The organism is Pseudoalteromonas sp. SR41-1 (assembly GCF_014164015.1).
GTDB classification, from domain to species: domain Bacteria; phylum Pseudomonadota; class Gammaproteobacteria; order Enterobacterales; family Alteromonadaceae; genus Pseudoalteromonas; species Pseudoalteromonas distincta.
On the sequence record NZ_JACJEK010000005.1, the window covers coordinates 163,175 to 181,308 of the forward strand.

At 39.7% G+C, this 18,134-nt stretch carries 14 protein-coding genes; 7 read left to right on the forward strand and 7 right to left on the reverse strand.

Annotation, left to right across the window (positions count from 1 at the left end):
* The first annotated feature begins 109 nt into the window (after positions 1-109).
* Complete coding sequence (locus tag H5118_RS05945; RefSeq protein ID WP_182712150.1) at positions 110-2,602, forward strand: penicillin-binding protein 1A; 2,493 nt, start codon at positions 110-112, stop codon at positions 2,600-2,602.
* A gap of 64 nt (positions 2,603-2,666) precedes the next feature.
* Here H5118_RS05945 and metL read toward each other — a convergent pair whose 3' ends face one another.
* Both metL and metB read right to left on the reverse strand, forming a co-directional pair.
* Positions 2,667-5,012, reverse strand: a complete 2,346-nt coding sequence (gene metL, locus H5118_RS05950) for a bifunctional aspartate kinase/homoserine dehydrogenase II (protein WP_182748151.1) — start codon at positions 5,010-5,012, stop codon at positions 2,667-2,669.
* A gap of 169 nt (positions 5,013-5,181) precedes the next feature.
* Positions 5,182-6,429 carry a cystathionine gamma-synthase gene (gene metB, locus H5118_RS05955; RefSeq protein WP_039485856.1) on the reverse strand — a complete coding sequence of 416 codons (1,248 nt, stop codon included), beginning with the start codon at positions 6,427-6,429 and terminating at the stop codon, positions 5,182-5,184.
* Between the two features lie 289 nt (positions 6,430-6,718).
* On the opposite strand from metB, the gene metJ reads away from it, so the two are divergent.
* A complete protein-coding gene (gene metJ / locus H5118_RS05960) occupies positions 6,719-7,039 on the forward strand; it encodes a met regulon transcriptional regulator MetJ (protein WP_002958371.1) in 321 nt (106 codons plus the stop codon).
* 64 nt (positions 7,040-7,103) lie between these two features.
* On the opposite strand, the gene H5118_RS05965 is transcribed toward metJ, so the two are convergent.
* Together H5118_RS05965 and rpmE are read right to left on the reverse strand one after the other, a co-directional pair.
* On the reverse strand, positions 7,104-8,345 hold the full coding sequence (locus tag H5118_RS05965; protein WP_002958370.1) for a malic enzyme-like NAD(P)-binding protein: 1,242 nt from the start codon (positions 8,343-8,345) through the stop codon (positions 7,104-7,106).
* 526 nt (positions 8,346-8,871) lie between these two features.
* Positions 8,872-9,087 carry a 50S ribosomal protein L31 gene (gene rpmE / locus H5118_RS05970; protein WP_002958369.1) on the reverse strand — a complete coding sequence of 72 codons (216 nt, stop codon included), beginning with the start codon at positions 9,085-9,087 and terminating at the stop codon, positions 8,872-8,874.
* Between the two features lie 230 nt (positions 9,088-9,317).
* Between rpmE and priA the strand changes: the two genes are divergently transcribed.
* From priA to H5118_RS05995, 5 genes are all read left to right on the forward strand, one after another.
* Positions 9,318-11,504: a primosomal protein N' gene (gene priA / locus H5118_RS05975; protein ID WP_182696195.1), complete on the forward strand. Its 2,187-nt coding sequence runs from the start codon at positions 9,318-9,320 to the stop codon at positions 11,502-11,504.
* A 20-nt stretch (positions 11,505-11,524) separates the two neighbouring features.
* Positions 11,525-12,052: an SPOR domain-containing protein gene (locus tag H5118_RS05980; protein ID WP_024596311.1), complete on the forward strand. Its 528-nt coding sequence runs from the start codon at positions 11,525-11,527 to the stop codon at positions 12,050-12,052.
* Between the two features lie 79 nt (positions 12,053-12,131).
* Positions 12,132-12,650: an ATP-dependent protease subunit HslV gene (gene hslV, locus H5118_RS05985; protein WP_002958366.1), complete on the forward strand. Its 519-nt coding sequence runs from the start codon at positions 12,132-12,134 to the stop codon at positions 12,648-12,650.
* A gap of 11 nt (positions 12,651-12,661) precedes the next feature.
* Entirely contained in the window at positions 12,662-13,990 is a 1,329-nt protein-coding gene (hslU, locus tag H5118_RS05990) for an HslU--HslV peptidase ATPase subunit (protein WP_024596310.1), read from the forward strand.
* A 62-nt stretch (positions 13,991-14,052) separates the two neighbouring features.
* A complete protein-coding gene (locus H5118_RS05995; protein ID WP_182748153.1) occupies positions 14,053-14,427 on the forward strand; it encodes a gamma-butyrobetaine hydroxylase-like domain-containing protein in 375 nt (124 codons plus the stop codon).
* A gap of 29 nt (positions 14,428-14,456) precedes the next feature.
* On the opposite strand, the gene H5118_RS06000 is transcribed toward H5118_RS05995, so the two are convergent.
* From H5118_RS06000 to H5118_RS06010, 3 genes are all read right to left on the reverse strand, one after another.
* Complete coding sequence (locus H5118_RS06000) at positions 14,457-16,337, reverse strand: methyl-accepting chemotaxis protein (RefSeq protein WP_165723718.1); 1,881 nt, start codon at positions 16,335-16,337, stop codon at positions 14,457-14,459.
* A 109-nt stretch (positions 16,338-16,446) separates the two neighbouring features.
* Positions 16,447-17,478, reverse strand: a complete 1,032-nt coding sequence (locus tag H5118_RS06005; RefSeq protein WP_002958362.1) for an MJ1255/VC2487 family glycosyltransferase — start codon at positions 17,476-17,478, stop codon at positions 16,447-16,449.
* Positions 17,475-18,014: a phosphatase PAP2 family protein gene (locus H5118_RS06010; protein ID WP_024596307.1), complete on the reverse strand. Its 540-nt coding sequence runs from the start codon at positions 18,012-18,014 to the stop codon at positions 17,475-17,477. Before H5118_RS06010 ends, H5118_RS06005 begins: the two co-directional genes overlap by 4 nt.
* Positions 18,015-18,134: the final 120 nt, after the last annotated feature.

The window sequence follows — 18,134 nt, forward strand, 5'->3', positions numbered from 1 at the left end:
TAATAATAAACAAGTTATAATTTTTATCTGAAAAAATATTATTCATTTTTTAATCAATATATACTAGCAGTCAAAACTCGCAATTGGGAGTCCATTTAGGGAAATATAAGTGATTTTATTAAAACGAACTTTACAATTTTTTATCATTTGTGTGTTAATTGGTCTGATCACTTTGGTCAGTCTTTATTACTACGTTAAACCTGATATCCCCAGTGTGCAAGTTTTAAAAGACGTGCAATTACAAACTCCTATGCAAGTATTCACAAAAGATGGGCTTTTAATCAATCAATTTGGTGAAAAGCGTCGTATTCCAGTGACTATTGATGAAATTCCTCAAACACTCATTAATGCATTTTTAGCGACAGAAGATAATCGATTTTACGATCATATAGGCATAGATCCTATAGGTATTGTGCGTTCGGCTATTGTTCTTATATCTACCGGCGAGAAAAAACAAGGCGCAAGTACTATTACTATGCAGCTTGCTCGTAATTTCTTTTTAACTCGCGAAAAAGCATATATTCGTAAAGTTAAAGAAATATTTATAGCGCTACATATTGAAGGTGTATTAACAAAAGACGAAATTTTAGAGCTTTACCTTAATAAAATAGAATTAGGTAATCGCGCTTTTGGTATTGGTGCTGCAGCACAAGTTTATTACGGTAAGGAGTTAAAAGATTTAACACTTGCACAAATGGCGATGATTGCAGGTTTACCGAAGGCCCCTTCAGCTTTAAACCCAATTCGTAACCCAACGCGTGCAAAAGCACGCCGAAATGTTGTTTTAGGGCGTTTATTAACTGAAAATTATATTACTCAAGAAGAATATAACGAAGCAACGAGCCAACCTATCACCGCTTATTTTCATGGTGCTGAAATAAATTTATACGCCCCGTATATTTCTGAAATGGTGCGCGCTGAAATGGTCTCGCGTTATGGAATAGATAAAGCTTACAACTCAGGTTTTAAAATTTTCACCTCGGTAGAGTCTAAAGTTCAAAAAGCAGCGCAAAACGCACTTGTAAATAACTTACATAATTACGATATGCGCCATGGTTTTAGAGGACCAACAGATGTTTTATGGGACCCTGAAACACAACCTGCTTTAACTGAGCAACAAATACTCAATAAATTACAAAGCGTAAATGAGTTGGGTACTTTGAAAGCAGCAGCCGTGCTTAGTGTTAATGATAAAACAGCGTCGGTATTACTTAAAAGTGGCGAGCGCACAACTCTTACTTGGGATAACTTAAAATGGGCGCGTAAATATATTACTCGTTACCGCCAAAGTTTTGCTCCAAAAGCAGCTACAGATATTTTAACGCCAGGAATGCAAATATGGGTGCGTAAAAATGAAGATGACAGCTACTTACTAAGCCAAATACCAGAAGCATCAAGTGCTATTGTGTCACTCGACCCACAAGATGGCAGAATTAAAGCTATTGTAGGTGGTTACAGCTTTGAACAAAGTCAATATAACCGAGCGGTACAAGCAAAGCGTCAAGTAGGTTCTAATATAAAACCTTTTATATATTCAGCAGCACTTGAAAAAGGTTACACGCTTGCGTCTATATTAAACGATGCTCCTATAAACCAATGGGATAAAAGCCAAGGCGTAGCATGGCGTCCCAAAAACAGTCCTGCTGTATATAATGGTCCGATAAGAATTCGCCGTGCTTTAGCACAATCTAAAAACGTTATTTCGGTGCGCTTACTACGCGGCGTTGGATTACAACGTACAGCTGATCATTTATTAAAGTTTGGCTTTAAAGATTCAGACATTAATCGCAGTGAATCACTAGCACTGGGTAGTGCTTCCATTACTCCACTTGAACTTGCTCGTGGCATGAGTGCATTTGCCAATGGTGGCCACTTAATTGAACCTTACTTTATTTCAGAAATTCAAGATGCTTACGGTAATGTATTGTTTAAAGCAAACCCTGCCCTTGCCTGTGACGAAGAGTCTTTACCAACACATAATGAATTCTCACTTCATAATAGTAGTGATGAAGTGGAGCCAACAAAAAAATGTGCACCGAGAATTATTTCTAAGCAGAATGCATTTTTAATTGCTGATGCAATGCACAGTGGTATTTGGGGCGGCGGTAGTTGGGCCCATAAAACGGGTTGGAGTGGTACAGGTTGGCGCGCACAAGCTTTAGAACGTCGTGATCTTTCGGGTAAAACAGGCACAACAAACGATTCTGTAGACACCTGGTTTAGTGGCTTTAACAGTAAAGTAATGACTTCTGTGTGGGTGGGCTTTGATAACCCAGGTAACGCTCTTGGCCGTTCTACGTACAATAACAACTTAGATAGCAGCCAAATATCTGGTGCTGAATCGGGGGCTAAAACAGCGCAGCCTGCATGGATTGAATTTATGAAAGCCGCACTTGAGGGAACACCTGAAGCGCCAATTGAGCCACCTGAGGGGCTTGTTTCGATTCGTATTGATTTAGCCACTGGTTTGCTAAGCCACAAAAATGACTACACCAGCCGCTTTGAATACTTCGAAAAAGGCACTGCACCGACAAAGTATGTGCTATCTCAGCCAAACGATATATTTGAAGAAGACACAAAAACCGAAGAAGAGCTATTTTAATAATATCTCTGTAATACAAAAAACGGCAGCTTATTTAAGCTGCCGTTTTAATTTAAATAATGGCTTATTTTAAGTTTTGAACAAGCCAATATAAGTCAGAGTGTACACCCGCAGCGGTTACTTCTTTCCCAGCCCCAGGCCCCTGAATCACAAGCGCGTTATCACTATACCATTTGCTATTAATTACAAAAATATTATCGCCAGGTGTAAGGTTTGCTAACACATCTCCATTGGTCACATACGTAATTCCTACTTTAGCGATAACTTCAGTTTTTGTTATATCTAATAGGCCTGTGTATCTCAGTACTGAGTTATTAGCTTTTGCTGTATCAGCATGCTCTTCAATGAACGCATCTAGCTGGGCTTTATTGTTTAGAAAGTCTTCCCAGCTTCCTAGCGCAAGATCGCCGGGCATTAATGCCGATAAGCTAATATCATCAAGCTCAAGCTCTATACCTAACTCTCGGGCTAAAATAAGTAACTTACGCTGCATATCTCGTCCAGATAAATCCTCGCGAGGGTCAGGCTCTGTGAATCCCATTTTCTGAGCTTCTAATACCAACTCAGAAAAAGCAGTGGTACCATCATACTTACTACATAACCACGAAAGCGTACCCGAGAACACGCCTTCAATACGCGTAATTTTATCACCACTATTTTGCAAATCAGCCAAAGTAAAATTGATAGGCAAGCCTGCACCTACACTTGTATTATATCGCCAATGTAAATTACGTTCGCCAAGGTTACTACGAAGTGCTTTATACCAAGAAGTAGGTGCTGTACCTGCATATTTGTTAGCACTAATTAAATGACAATCTCGGTCTACAAAATCTGTATATAAAAAGCTAAACTGCTCACTTGCAGTAATATCAATTAAAACTTTATGTTCGTAGTCAAGCTCGCTTATCGCATTAAGTAAATCCGCAGCTTCATAGCTATTCGCCTCATGCTGCCATTGAGTTTTCCATTGCGATATATTTATGCCACTTGCATTAAATAACATATGTTTAGAGCGAACCAGCGCTACCAATTTAATACTAAAGTCGTCTGATAAACGCTCAAATTGTGCCGATAACTGCTCAATAAAAGCATCGCCTACATTGCCAAGGCCCGCAACTATAACGGCTATTTCTTGGCCTTTATTGATTAGCTTATCGTGTAAGGCGCTTTGTATATCGCTATCTATAAATTGGTCTGTTAGTAATAAAACATAACCATTATCTTGATGCACAAAACGCGGTTTTATAGTCTGCTCAGCTAATACCTCTAAAGCTTGCAGTTTTAATACGCTAACGTCTTGCTCAGGGGCAATAATTGCACAGCCATTTAAATTTGACTCACTAATATTAGCTCTACCAGCAAAGTAATTAATAACTTGATATGTTTGTGCAGCCGGTACTACTAAATACACTTCACCATTATGGTTAAAATGATGAAGGCTATGCTGAATAAGCTGACTAACGCTTGCGACCTCACCTTCACTTAATCCTTCAACCATTAACAAATCAACATTTTGCAGCGTGGTTATAAAGCGCTTTTTCTTTGCTGAACCTTCTTTTACTATATCTGTTGGGCTTGCTTGCACATCAAAACTACTACGAACAGCTAGCTTAATATCGCTGTTTTTAAGTGGCGATAGTGTTTTTGCATGTAATACAGGGTTACCCAAACGAGCTAATAAGTTAGCTTGTCCGCGACAAATTTTGCCGTACTTAATCGCCTTTTTTACCTTTCGAGGATCAGTGCTAAACACACCCTGTGTATCGGTCCAAATACATACCTGCTTAGCATCACAGTAATTTGCAAGTAGTGTTGCACTATAATCGCTACCGTTGCGTCCAAGTGTTACGGTCTCACCTTTCGTATCGGCGGCAATAAACCCAGTAACAATATTTATCTTATTAGGTAAAATTGACTGTCGACATTGCTGCGCATTTTGCGCATGCATTAATTCACCATCGTTTAAGGTAAAAAGACTACGGGCATCTTGAGCACACGCCTCAATATTTAGCTGCTGTAAATAAGTAGCGAGTAAACGTGCTGACCACAGTTCTCCGTGCGCAAGTAACGCAGCCTCTTTTAGCTGCTCAGCTTGAGCAAGTTCTGCAATATTACTAAGCTCGGTATTTAGTGTTCTAAGTGCGCAGCGCTTTAAATCAGCTTGTAATAACTGCTCAATTAAATCGCTTTGATGGTTATTTAACTGCAGTAAAATATCAGCGACAGCTTGCGTGTCTTGCAGCTGATAACTTTGCCACAACGACACAAGTGTATCTGTAGTTTTACCTGCAGCAGACACCACAACACAGTCGCCCGGCTGAGTATGCCCAATAATTATTTTAGCTACGCTTTGATAGCGCTCACTAGAGCTTAAGCTTGAACCACCAAATTTATGTACACAATTGACCATATTTATACCAATTCGCTTAATTAAGTTGTCTATTTTGAGGTAAGAAAACCGTATCGATAACAAGGCAAAAATTTCGTTATTTAGTTGTTCTATATTAGGAATTTTTAACGATGTTATCGTGCGGTTTAATCCCTCAAATTGATTAGGTATTATTGCGGATTGGTATTAATTACCAAAGCGCTGGACGGGCTGCACTTAATTTAACGTTTCCACCAGAAGTGCCAGCACCTTTGCCTACACGGCCAACATTTTTATTTTGCCCTGGTTTTACAAGTTCAAATACTCGTTCAAAGTCAGCTATTAAATCGTGTATATCTTCAATCCCAACCGAAATACGAATAAGCGTATCGCCCACACCCGCTTCTAAACGTGCCTTTGCCTCCATACCTGCGTGCGTCATAGTTGCAGGGTGACAAATTAAGCTCTCTACGCCACCTAGTGACTCAGCTAAACTAAACGTTTTAAGGCTAGTTAAAAATGCTGCCGCGTCGTTTATATCGCCTTTAATATCAAAACTAACCATGCCACCAAAGCCAAGTTGTTGTGCTTTAGCAAGTTCATGTTGAGGATGCGACTCAAGTCCAGGATAGTAAACTTGGCTTACAAAATTGGAACTTTCAAGGTACTTAGCTATTGCTAGCGCATTTTCTTGGTGCTGCCTTAAGCGCACATTTAAAGTACGTAGACCACGAAGCGTTAAATAACTATCAAAAGGAGCGCCCGTAATACCAATATTATTTGCCCACCAAGCAAGCTCATCACCAAGCTCTTGTGTTGCAGCAATAACAGCGCCGCCCACTACATCTGAGTGCCCGTTAATATATTTAGTAGTTGAATGCACCACAATATCTACACCAAACTTAATAGGGTTTTGTAAGGCAGGAGACAAAAACGTGTTATCTGCGGCAACCAATGCACCGCATTGCTTAGCAACATCGGTAACCGCTTTAATATCGGTTAAACGAAGTACTGGGTTACTTGGAGTCTCTATCCAAATAAGCTTAGGTTTAATTGCTAAAATTTGTTGAAGGCTTTCTTCTTTTGTTAAATCTAATACTTCAAGCTTCAATAGTCCGCGTTTTTGTAACGATGTAAATAAACGATAGCTACCACCATAACAATCATGTGGAATTACTAACGTGTCGTCACTGTTAAGTAGCTGAGTAGCTAAATGCACGGCTGCCATACCAGTGGCCGTAATTATGCCGCGAGCGCCTCCTTCAAGCTTAGCAAGCGTCTCTGCTAAAATATCACGATTAGGGTTACCACTGCGGCCATAATCATACTCACGCTTGGTATCAAAGTCGGCAAACGAATAAGTCGTTGATAAATAAATTGGCGGCACCACTGCACCATGATGTTTATCAGCATCAACGCCGTTACGTACAGCAATGGTCGCTTTGTTTTTTTCGCTCATATTCGTCACCTGATTAATTTGGATGTTTAGACGTCTAAAAGAGTAAGTTATCCGTTTTAATAAGTCAAAGTATTTTAAAGCTCTAGATGGCTAAAGTTAGGAAAGGCGTTTGCTAGTACCACATTTTAGCTCACAAAAGTGAGCTTATTTTTACATCCCAAATAGGCTTATTAAGATAGATTGGTATCTATTATTTGACTATCTTTTTTAAATCGATAGAATTTCACGCATATTTACACGCTTTTTATACCGTGTGAGAAATTAATAATCTGAGGCAACGATACATCTTATGGCTAAATGGAATGGTGAGTATATTCACCCATACGCAGAACACGGGAAAAAATCAGAGCAAGTTAAAAAGATCACCGTTTCGATCCCGCTAAATGTATTAAAAGTTTTAACGGATGAGCGTACGCGTCGTCAAATCAACAACCTTCGCCATGCAACAAATAGTGAATTGCTATGTGAGGCGTTTTTGCATGCATTTACTGGCCAACCTTTACCAAATGACGATGACCTACGTAAAGACAACGCAGAAAAAGTACCAGAAGAAGTTAAAAAGATAATGCAAGAAATGGGTTTAGAAGTGCCTATTTTAAACGAAGAATAAATCGTTACCTTTTTAATCAAAAAACCTCAGCATTGCTGAGGTTTTTTTGTTTAAGCGTTATATATTACGCCATATAGTTTTCAGGCAAGTCAATTTGCGCAACACCCGACTCTACCGCAGCAAGTGCTACAGCTTTAGCTATACGCGGTAGTAAACGCGGATCCATTGGTTTTGGAATAATATACTGCGCACCAAACTCTAGCTTATCTACGCCTGCGGCTTTTAAAACTTCTGCAGGTACAGGCTCTTTGGCAATACTACGAATAGCCTCAACTGCAGCAATTTTCATTTCATCGTTAATCGCGCTTGCACGTACATCAAGTGCACCACGGAAAATAAACGGGAAACATAAAACATTGTTAACCTGGTTAGGGTAATCAGAGCGCCCTGTTGCCATAATTAAATCGTTGCGTGCGCCGTGAGCAAGTGCAGGATCGATCTCTGGATCTGGGTTTGAACATGCAAACACGACCGGTTTTTCTGCCATTAGTTTTAAATCTTCGGCAGCTAACAAGTTAGGACCCGAAACACCAACAAACACATCAGCATCTGCAATTACATCTTGCAATGTGCGTTTATCGGTATTGTTAGCAAAAAGCTGTTTATATTCATTTAAATCATCGCGACGAGTATGAATAACACCTTTGCGGTCAAGCATATAAATGTGTTCACGCAGTGCACCACACTTAATTAACAGTTCCATACACGCAACTGCAGCAGCGCCTGCACCTAAACATACAATTATTGCATCTTCAATTGATTTACCTTGTACTTCTAGTGCATTTAACATGCCGGCAGCCGTAACAATAGCGGTGCCGTGTTGATCATCATGAAAAACAGGAATGCTACAACGCTCTATTAATGCTTTTTCAATTTCAAAACACTCTGGTGCTTTAATATCTTCAAGGTTAATACCACCGAATGTGTCAGCAATATTGGCAACCGTGTTAATAAAGTCTTCTGTTGTTTTGTGCTTTACTTCAATATCAATAGAATCAAGCCCTGCAAAACGTTTAAACAATAACGCCTTGCCTTCCATTACTGGTTTAGACGCTAAAGGACCTAAATTACCCAAGCCCAAAATTGCAGTACCATTAGTGATAACCGCAACCATGTTACCCTTACCGGTATATTTATATGCATTTGCAGGATCTGCGGCAATTTCACGTACAGGCTCAGCGACACCTGGGCTATAAGCTAGGGCTAAGTCTTGAACTGTTTCAGCTGGTTTTGTTAGCTCAATGCTAATTTTACCAGGTACGGGATGTGAGTGATAATGTAGTGCTTGTTCACGAAAGTCAGACATAACGCGATGGTATCCTGCAATTTAAGTTAAAGTGAGAGGTGGAGTCTTGGGGTACGATACCCTTATTATTTTTAAATTCCAAGCAATATCAGGTCTATCCTGTTATATGCTATATCCTTTAATTTTAAGAGGTTTTTCAGTAACTTTGCAGGATTATATAAACATTTGATAAATAAAAATTCACCAAAAAAGTAAGTTTTGAGGTGCGTTTATGTCTATTAAAATATTAAAAAAATGTATGTTTAACGTATCATCATAAACTTAAAATAACAGCCTACTACACTACTTTAAAAACAGATAAGCCCACGTTAGCTACTTTTATCAACCTAGTTAAAATTTGTACTATTTAAAATATAGAGAATATCTATCAATTTGTCTGCAAAGGTTTATGCATACTCAGAATAAGAATAGGAAATAGTTATGCAAGGTGTGATGTAGCTCGAGCAAGCTAAATAAGATAAGAAGTAGTAAATTTTAGACACAAAAAAAGCACCCTAAGGTGCTTTTTTTAACTAAACAGCAATAATTACTTCTTGCTGCTAAGTGCACCGAAGCGCTTGTTGAAGCGATCAACACGGCCGCCAGTGTCTAAAATCTTTTGCTTACCAGTGTAAAACGGGTGACACGCAGAACATACGTCTAAGTGAATGTCTTTACAAAGAGTTGAGCTAGTTTCGAATTTGTTTCCGCATGAACATGTTGCAGAAATTACTTCGTACTTAGGGTGAATACCTTCTTTCATAGGAACCTCTAGTTAAGGCCGCATCGCTCTCCAAACCCGAAGTCTGGCACCATACGTCGTTAAAACAAATTTGTTGGTGGCGGATTTTATCCAACAACCTTCCCCTGCACAAGTATTTATTTATCTTTTCGCTAAAAAAGTGAACAATCTCTTTCTCAAGTACTATTGCTAGTAGGTTTTTAGCGGTATTTTTAGTACATTACAGCATTAATTTTACGGGTTGAGTTGTTATGAGTTTTGTTGAAGTTGCTATTAAAGTCCCGCTTCCACGCACCTTTGATTATAAAATAGAAGAGCAGCTCAGTGGCTTATCAACACCCATACTACCGGGCATGCGGGTTTTAGTACCTTTTGGTAATCAAAAAAAAGTAGCTGTTGTTCTGGGTATTAAAAACAGTACCGACGTCCCTTTAGATAAAATTAAGAATATTATAGAGGTAATAGACGACACCCCTATTTTAAGCGCCCAACATTTAGAACTCCTTAGCTTTACTGCCCGCTATTATTGCTATCCCTTAGGCGAAACTATTCACATAGCGCTACCGAGTGCACTTCGCCAAGGTGAATCGCCAGATAAAACCAGTATTAACATGGTTGCTCTGACAGAAAAAGGCTCAAAAGTACCGTCATTAAAAGCCAAAACACAACTCAATTTATTAAAGCAGTTGTCGCAATCGGGGAAATCATCGTTAACCGAATTAAAAGCTCTTGGCTTTAGTAAAAAAACAATAGATAGCCTAATAGATAAAGAACTCATTACGCAAACTATTGAACACGATAACCAATGGCAAAGCGTTGCACCAACTGTCGGTAGTAAACCTGTACTTAATAAAGAACAAGCGGTTGCCTGTACAGCAATAAATCAAAGCAATGGATTTAGCAGCTTTTTATTAGAGGGCGTAACTGGCAGTGGTAAAACAGAAGTGTATTTACAGTGCCTAGAAGAAGTATTAAAACGTGGCGAGCAAGCATTAGTATTAGTGCCAGAAATAGGCTTAACGCCACAAACTGTAAACCGTTTTCGTCGCCGCTTTCCTGATACACCCATTATGCTTTGGCATTCAGCCCTTACCGACAACGAGCGATTGCAAACATGGCGTTTTTGCGAAAAAGGCAGTTGTGCAATAGTTATAGGCACACGTTCGAGTATTTTTCTGCCATTTTTAAAACTCGGTATGATAGTTGTCGATGAAGAGCACGATTCATCATTTAAGCAACAAGATACCCTTCGTTACCATGCTCGTGATTTGGCCGCATACAGAGCTTTTCAGCATAAAATACCACTTATATTAGGCAGTGCTACACCCGCACTTGAAACACTTCACAAAGCAATTAATAACAAATATCAGCTACTAAGTTTAACCGAGCGCGCGCAAACTGCGACAGACAACCAATTTAAGTTACTCGATATGAAAGGCCAACCCGACCAAGCAGGTATTGCACATGCAAGCCTTGCAACTATGCGCCAACACTTAAATCGCGGTAAACAGGTTATGGTTTTTTTGAATCGTCGAGGTTTTTCACCCACTCTTATTTGCCATGAATGTGGCTGGCTAAGTGAATGTAAACGCTGCAGTACCAGCGCCACATTTCATAAAGCGATTGGGCAAATGATTTGTCATCACTGTGGCGATCAATACCCTGTTCCTCACCAATGTCCTGATTGTGGAAGCACGCAAATATTTCCAAATGGCAAAGGTACAGAGCAAATTGAAGAGTTTTTATCGACCGAGTTTCCAGATACACCCGTTACTCGCATAGACCGCGATTCAACTCGCCGTAAAGGCAGCCTTGAAAAAGCACTAGATGAAATAAACCTAGGCGGTGCACGCATTTTAGTAGGCACACAAATGCTTGCCAAAGGCCATCACTTTGCAGATGTAAGCCTTGTTATAATTTTAGACGTAGATAGCGGTTTATACTCATGCGACTTTAGGGCAACAGAGCATTTAGCACAGTTAGTTACTCAAGTCGCGGGGCGAGCTGGGCGTTCAGGGGAGCCTGGCCAAGTATTATTACAAACACACTTTCCAGAACACCCACTTTTACAAGACTTAGTTAATAATGGTTACCAAGACTTTGCTCGCTTTGCACTGAGTGAACGCGATGATGCAGACTTACCACCCATTACAAATATGGCTATTGTCCGTGCACAAGGACACAGCATTAAGCTAGTCGTCGATTTTTTGACGGATTTGGTTCCTGTGAATGGGGTATCTGGTATACAATTGCTCGGTCCGATCCCTGCTCCACTTGAAAAAGTCGCAGGTATGTATCGTTTTCAATTACATATTCAAGCGCAAGATCGTCGCATATTACATCAGTACCTTGCGCAAATGGTTGATTATTTAAGTTCAAGTAAACTTGCACAAAAAGTACGCTGGAGCTTAGACGTAGACCCTATAGACATGATTTAGGTTAAGGCCAAAATAACACCATGGCACAGCACGATTATATTAACAAAAAGCCTGCAGGCAGAAACAGTAAAAAAAACGCACCCGCTAAAAAACCATTTCCTATTCTTTTAGCTGTCATAGCCATCTTACTCGTCGGTGGTTTTGCTTATACATTATGGTTTATAAAAAGTAATGCAGATCCAAAACTTGTCGAAAAACAAGCAAACCCCACTGCGCCCGCAAAAGTAGAAGTGGTTATTCCACGCACACCAGAGTTTATTAAAGAAATTAGAAACCACGAGATTCAAGTTGAAGTGAAAGAACTTGAGCAAAAAGGTCCTTACGTTATGCAGTGTGGTTCGTTTAAAACCCACGCACAAGCGGAATCGCTAAAAGCTAAAATAGCATTTGCAGGCCTCATTTCTGAAATAAAACAGGCTGAAGGCAGCAATGGTACTTGGTATAAAGTGCGCTTAGGCCCATATAAAACCAAACGCCAAGCCGAAAGTGATAAAAACAAACTTAAACGTGTAAAAATAGTCGGCTGCGGAATTTGGGGCTGGACTTGAAAATAAACCATTCACCCATATAACCTCTTCATAATCGTTTTTTACGAGTTGCCTCTGCAGCTCGATGATGAGGAATAACATGACTACTATCGTAAGTGTACGCCGTGGCGACAAGGTTGTAATTGGCGGCGATGGCCAAGTGTCTCTTGGTAATACAGTAATGAAGGGCAACGCCCGTAAAGTTCGACGTCTTTATAATGGCAAAGTAATCGCTGGTTTTGCCGGCGGTACTGCTGATGCCTTCACTCTTTTCGAACGCTTTGAAAGCAAATTAGAAATGCACCAAGGAAACCTGACTAAAGCCGCAGTAGAAATGGCTAAAGATTGGCGCAGCGACCGTGCACTTCGAAAACTCGAAGCGCTGCTCGCTGTTGCAGACGAAACAGCCTCTTTAATTATTACCGGTAATGGCGATGTGGTTCAACCTGAAAACGACCTAATTGCAATTGGCAGTGGTGGTAACTTTGCACAATCAGCTGCAACCGCCCTTTTAGAAAATACAGATTTAAGCGCTCGTGAAATAGTAGAGAAAAGCTTAACTATTGCAGGCAACATCTGCGTATTTACTAATAACTTCCAAACAATCGAAGAATTATAATAGGAACTATCATGTCTGATATGACCCCAAGAGAAATTGTTCACGAGCTAGATCAGCACATTATAGGTCAGGCTAAAGCAAAAAAAGCAGTGGCTATCGCACTTCGTAACCGCTGGCGCCGCATGCAACTCAAAGAAGATTTACGCAGCGAAGTAACACCAAAAAACATTTTAATGATTGGTCCAACCGGTGTAGGTAAAACAGAAATTGCCCGCCGATTAGCAAAACTTGCTAACGCACCCTTTATTAAAGTAGAAGCGACTAAGTTCACTGAAGTTGGCTATGTTGGTAAAGAAGTTGAGACTATCATCCGCGATTTAGTCGATGTATCAATTAAAATGACTCGCGAACAGCAGACTAAGAAATTTAAACATCGCGCCGAAGAAGCAGCAGAAGAGCGCATTTTAGATGCCCTTTTACCACCAGCGAAAGATCAATACGGCGAAACGCAGCGTGATGATAACTCATCAACTCGCCAAACGTTCCGTAAAAAGCTACGTGAAGGTCAGCTAGATGATAAAGAAATTGAAATCGATTTAGCACAAGCACAACCAAACGTAGAAATTATGGCGCCTCCTGGTATGGAAGATATGACCAACCAGCTACAAAGCATGTTTCAAAACATGGGCGGCGATAAGCGCACTAAGCGTAAACTAAAAATCAAAGAAGCCTTCAAACTATTAACGGAAGAAGAAGCCGCTAAATTAGTAAATCCTGAAGAGCTAAAAGAGCAAGCTATTTTTGCAGTAGAGCAAAACGGTATTGTGTTTATTGATGAAATAGACAAAATTTGTAAGCGCGGCGATTCTTCAGGTCCAGATGTGAGCCGAGAAGGTGTTCAGCGCGACTTACTACCGCTAATTGAAGGTTCAACTGTAAATACTAAGCACGGAATGGTTAAAACTGACCATATGCTGTTTATTGCCTCTGGTGCGTTTCAGATGGCAAAGCCATCAGATATGATCCCAGAGCTACAGGGCCGCTTACCGATTCGAGTAGAACTTGAAGCACTTACTGCAGATGACTTTAAACGCATCCTTACAGAGCCTCATGCATCGCTTACCGAGCAACAACGAGAGCTGCTTAAAACTGAGCAGGTATCGATTGAGTTTAGCGACGATGCAATTGAGCGTATTGCCAAAGCAGCTTGGCAAGTTAACGAGAAAACCGAAAACATCGGTGCTCGTCGTCTACACACTGTAATGGAAAGATTGATGGAAGAAATTTCATACGATGCTTCTGAAAAAGCAGGCTCGTCATTAGTAATCGACGCCGCTTATGTTGAAAAACACTTAGGTGCACTTGTTGAAGATGAAGACTTAAGCCGCTTTATTCTATAAAACGAATATAAACGTTATACTAAAAGCCTCCAGATTGGGGGCTTTTTAATGGGATATATTAAATGAAACACGTAATAAAAGTGCATTACCACAGTGTAAGTAAAAATCTAGATGTTTACTTTGATGATGACAGTAAAGCTGTATTTGGCTGTGAGTTTTTACGTGTACACTCCCCTTCAGCTGAAGTGCAGGGCCATGGCTCTGGCCCAATGAAGCTAGTACTTAATAAGCAAGCTGTAGGAATAAAAAGTATTGTACCTGTTGGGCATTACGCACTTCGTTTAGATTTTGACGATGGCCATAACAGCGGACTATTTAGCTGGCGCTACTTTGAAAAACTACAACAGCAACAAGATACATTGTGGAGTGAATATTTAGCGCGGGTAACTGAACACGAAAAAAGTAAAGATAGCGTGCCTATAAAATTTGTTCCTTAAACTTTATAGGCCCGTTCTATTAAGCGTTATTAAACCTTAAATTTATCAATTGCAGTGAACAGAACGCGAGCCTGCTCAGAGACCTCTTCACTTGTTTGCGCATTGTTAGCAGCATGTTCAGTTGCGTCTTGTGCAATATCGCGAATTCTTACTACATTTTTATTAACCTCTGATGCCACTTGGCTTTGCTCATCAATAGCAACTGCTATTTGAGAGCTCATTTCCATTATTGTTTGTACATCTTCAGTAATTGCACCTAATAGCTCACCTGCTTTAATTGCTTGCGAGGCACTTTCATCACCTTGAGAGCGACATTTGTGCATAATACTCACCACTTCTTGAGTACGCTGCTGTAAGGTACTTATAATACCTTCAATCTCACTTGTAGACTCTTGAGTACGCTTTGCTAATGAACGAACCTCATCTGCAACAACAGCAAAACCACGACCATACTCACCAGCACGGGCCGCTTCTATTGCCGCATTAAGTGCAAGTAAATTTGTTTGATCTGCAATTCCTCGAATTACATCAAGCACTGAACCAATTGTTTCACCATCTTTTTCAAGTTGCGACACTACATTTGATGCATTCCCCAGCGAATCAGATAGGGCCCTAATGTGCTTAACGGTAGAATCTACTTCACTACGCCCTTGTTGTGCACTTAAATTTGTTGACTCTGCTTTTTTCGCAGCCGCCTCAGTATTATGTGAAATATCCTGAATCGTCGCCTGCATTTCGGTGGCTGCCGTTGCAACCATGTCGGCTTCATGTAGTTGCTCTTGCATACCAGAGCTTGTTGCTGCGGTACTTTGTGATAAATGCTCTGTTGCTACATTAAGCGTGTTTAAAGCACCATTAACTTCGTTAATTAAGTTCTTAAAATCGCCTATTAAGCTATTAAAGTCGACCGTCATGGTGGTAATTTCGTCTTTACCAGTTTGCTCTATCATCACGCTCAAATCATTATTACGACGAATATCGTTAATGGTGTGATAAACCCGCTCAATAGGTACAATAATGGAGTGGCTTGTAAAATAAACGAGTGCTAATACAATCACACCTGCAATCACAAATACCAAAATAGCTAAAAATTGAGCCTGCTCTACACTTTGCTCTACTTGTAACTTAGTGTCTTTAACGATTTTAGAAACAATGGCGTCGCTTTTATCTACACTGTCACGCATTACTCCAAGTGCGCCTGACTCAAGATCTAGCCCTAGCTTAGTTTGCGCCTGCACAAGTGTTTGAAATTCGCTTTGGTATATATCAATCAAAGGATTAATTTGTGCTTTATAGTCGCTTGGCAGCTGTGCTGCAGCTACCTGCTGCTTAAATGTATTAATTCCCTCATTAAAACGCCCTAGGTACTTAATATCAAATCTCAGCATGAAATCTTTTTCTGAGCGTCTTAGTTGCAGCATTGACGACAGCAGTTGGTAATTTTGCTGCTCTTTTAATAGTTGCTCAACTTCATGAACCGAGCTTCTAAGCTTGCCATATAACCCGTCGGTCGGGGTTAAACCAATCTCTTTTTGAAGCTTAACAACAGTTTCAAAATCATTATTATAGCTATTTATTAGTTGCTCAAAGCGCTGGACCTGCTCCTGTGCAATACTTTGGTTAGCCATTAACTGTTGTAACTTTTTTACTTTATCACTTAACTGCTCAAAATCCGTTTCAAATGCAGTTAACGCGTCTTCTTGTTTATAAAACAAAAAGTTTTTTTCATGTTTACGCAATGCTAATGCATGTACGTTGAGCTCTTCTGCTAATTGAATAGTCTTGTTTAAGCTCAAGGTTGTACGTGATTCAAAAATAATCACGCATAAAAGGACCACCATTGCTAAACCAACAACGACTGCGTTTAGTTGTAAACGTCGTTTAATTGTTAAGTTTTGTAAAAAATTCATCGCTAACGCCTTTTTTAAATATGCATTTGTATTATAGCTAATAGATCAAAAGCGACTAATTAATTTAACTTTTTATTATTGGTAATTCTAAACAGTTTAAATGCGATGGCTATAAGGCGACACTATCCCACAAACCTTTATGTAACGATTGTGTGTTATTCCATTGTTGTTTAACCAACCAATCAATTAAAGGCGCGGGATCGCTGGGGTAATTTATTTGCTTGTTTTGCGGCGCGCTATTCCAATCATCAAGGGCTTGTGGGTTTAAATAGTTCATAACATGCGCCATGCCCATGGCAAATAAAGTTTGTGCATTTGCTGCTTGCTCAAACTGACCATCTAAAGGCTTTAATAGTAACTTTTTACCTAACTTAAGCGCTTCACTGGCAAGCTCAAATCCCGCATTACCAATAACGCCACTTGTGTTTGCTAAGTCGTTTAAAAAACCAGAGCGTGAGGGGGCTCGTAAATGTATATGTCCAAAAGATTGATTGCTGGCATTTGGGTGATAGCAATAAAATTCTTTTTCGGGAAAGTCTTTTAAATAATCAACAACGCTATCTAAGTTTTCGAAAGGTAAATATACCAATACCTTGTTCATTACGGCTACAGGGTTGTCGTGATTATGATGAGCAATAAAAGGCGGTATTATATTATTTGCAAATGGTTGCCAGTGGACGCCTAAGTAGGTAGTCGCTGGTGCATAATGCTTGATAAGTGATTTTCTCAGGACGCCACGACCAAACATAGGTACGTTATCTGACAAAAATGCTGCTTGGTGACTAATGCCAATAACGGGTATACCTGCCCGTTTTGCAGCCCATGCTGTAACAGGCTCAAAGTCGTTAAGTACAAAATCGTACTGTTTTATCTCAAGCGATTTTATATCACTCACCAACTTACAAATTCGCATGTTTTTAAGTGTTTTTAAATTTTTAACTTGCCCATTTTCAGTGCTAAACGATAAACCACGATACGCTTTATAATCTGAGAATTCGTGCATATCAAAGTAATCTTTATTTGCGCGCCCTGAAAACACATAATCAACATCAATACCGAGCTTATTAAAGCAGCTTGCCATAACCCGAGCGCGCGTTATATGACCATTACCGGTACCTTGTACTCCATACAATATTTTCATGCAGGCACCACGAGTGCTAACGCAAATAAACCACAAAAACTACCAATCGTTGCGCCTATTATAATATCAGCAGGAAAGTGCACACCCAATACCACACGAGACATAGCAACGCCGGTAGCCCAACTAAATAGTAGTAATGCATATTCTGGAAAAAAATGGCTTAATATAATTGCCACTAAAAAGGCAGCAGCACTGTGACCCGATGGTAAACTAAATTTATCGCTTGGTACTATATAGGCATTTGTTACTAAGCAGTCGCATGGACGGATCCGAGCAAATCTATTTTTAGCTAGTAGGTAAATAGGTCTTTCTATAGCAAAACCAATTAATATAGTGACAGGCAATAATTGGTGCTGTTCATTATTACTAAGCCACCACACTGCTAAGCATATTAATATATAAAGCCCACCATCACCGCTTTTAGACAAACCAAAGGCCATTGTTTTAAACCACCTCGGTGAATTGCAATTAAACAAAGTTAAAAATAATTGCTCATCTATCTGAGTTACCTTTTTAAGCATATTATTATTCATCACCATCCCTTATTGCATAACATATGAACACCGATTTAGCTTATGTGTTGTAAATAACAATTGAGTGACGCTTTTAATACACTATTATTGCGATTAATGATTTAGCGCTTGTTTTGCCTAAAT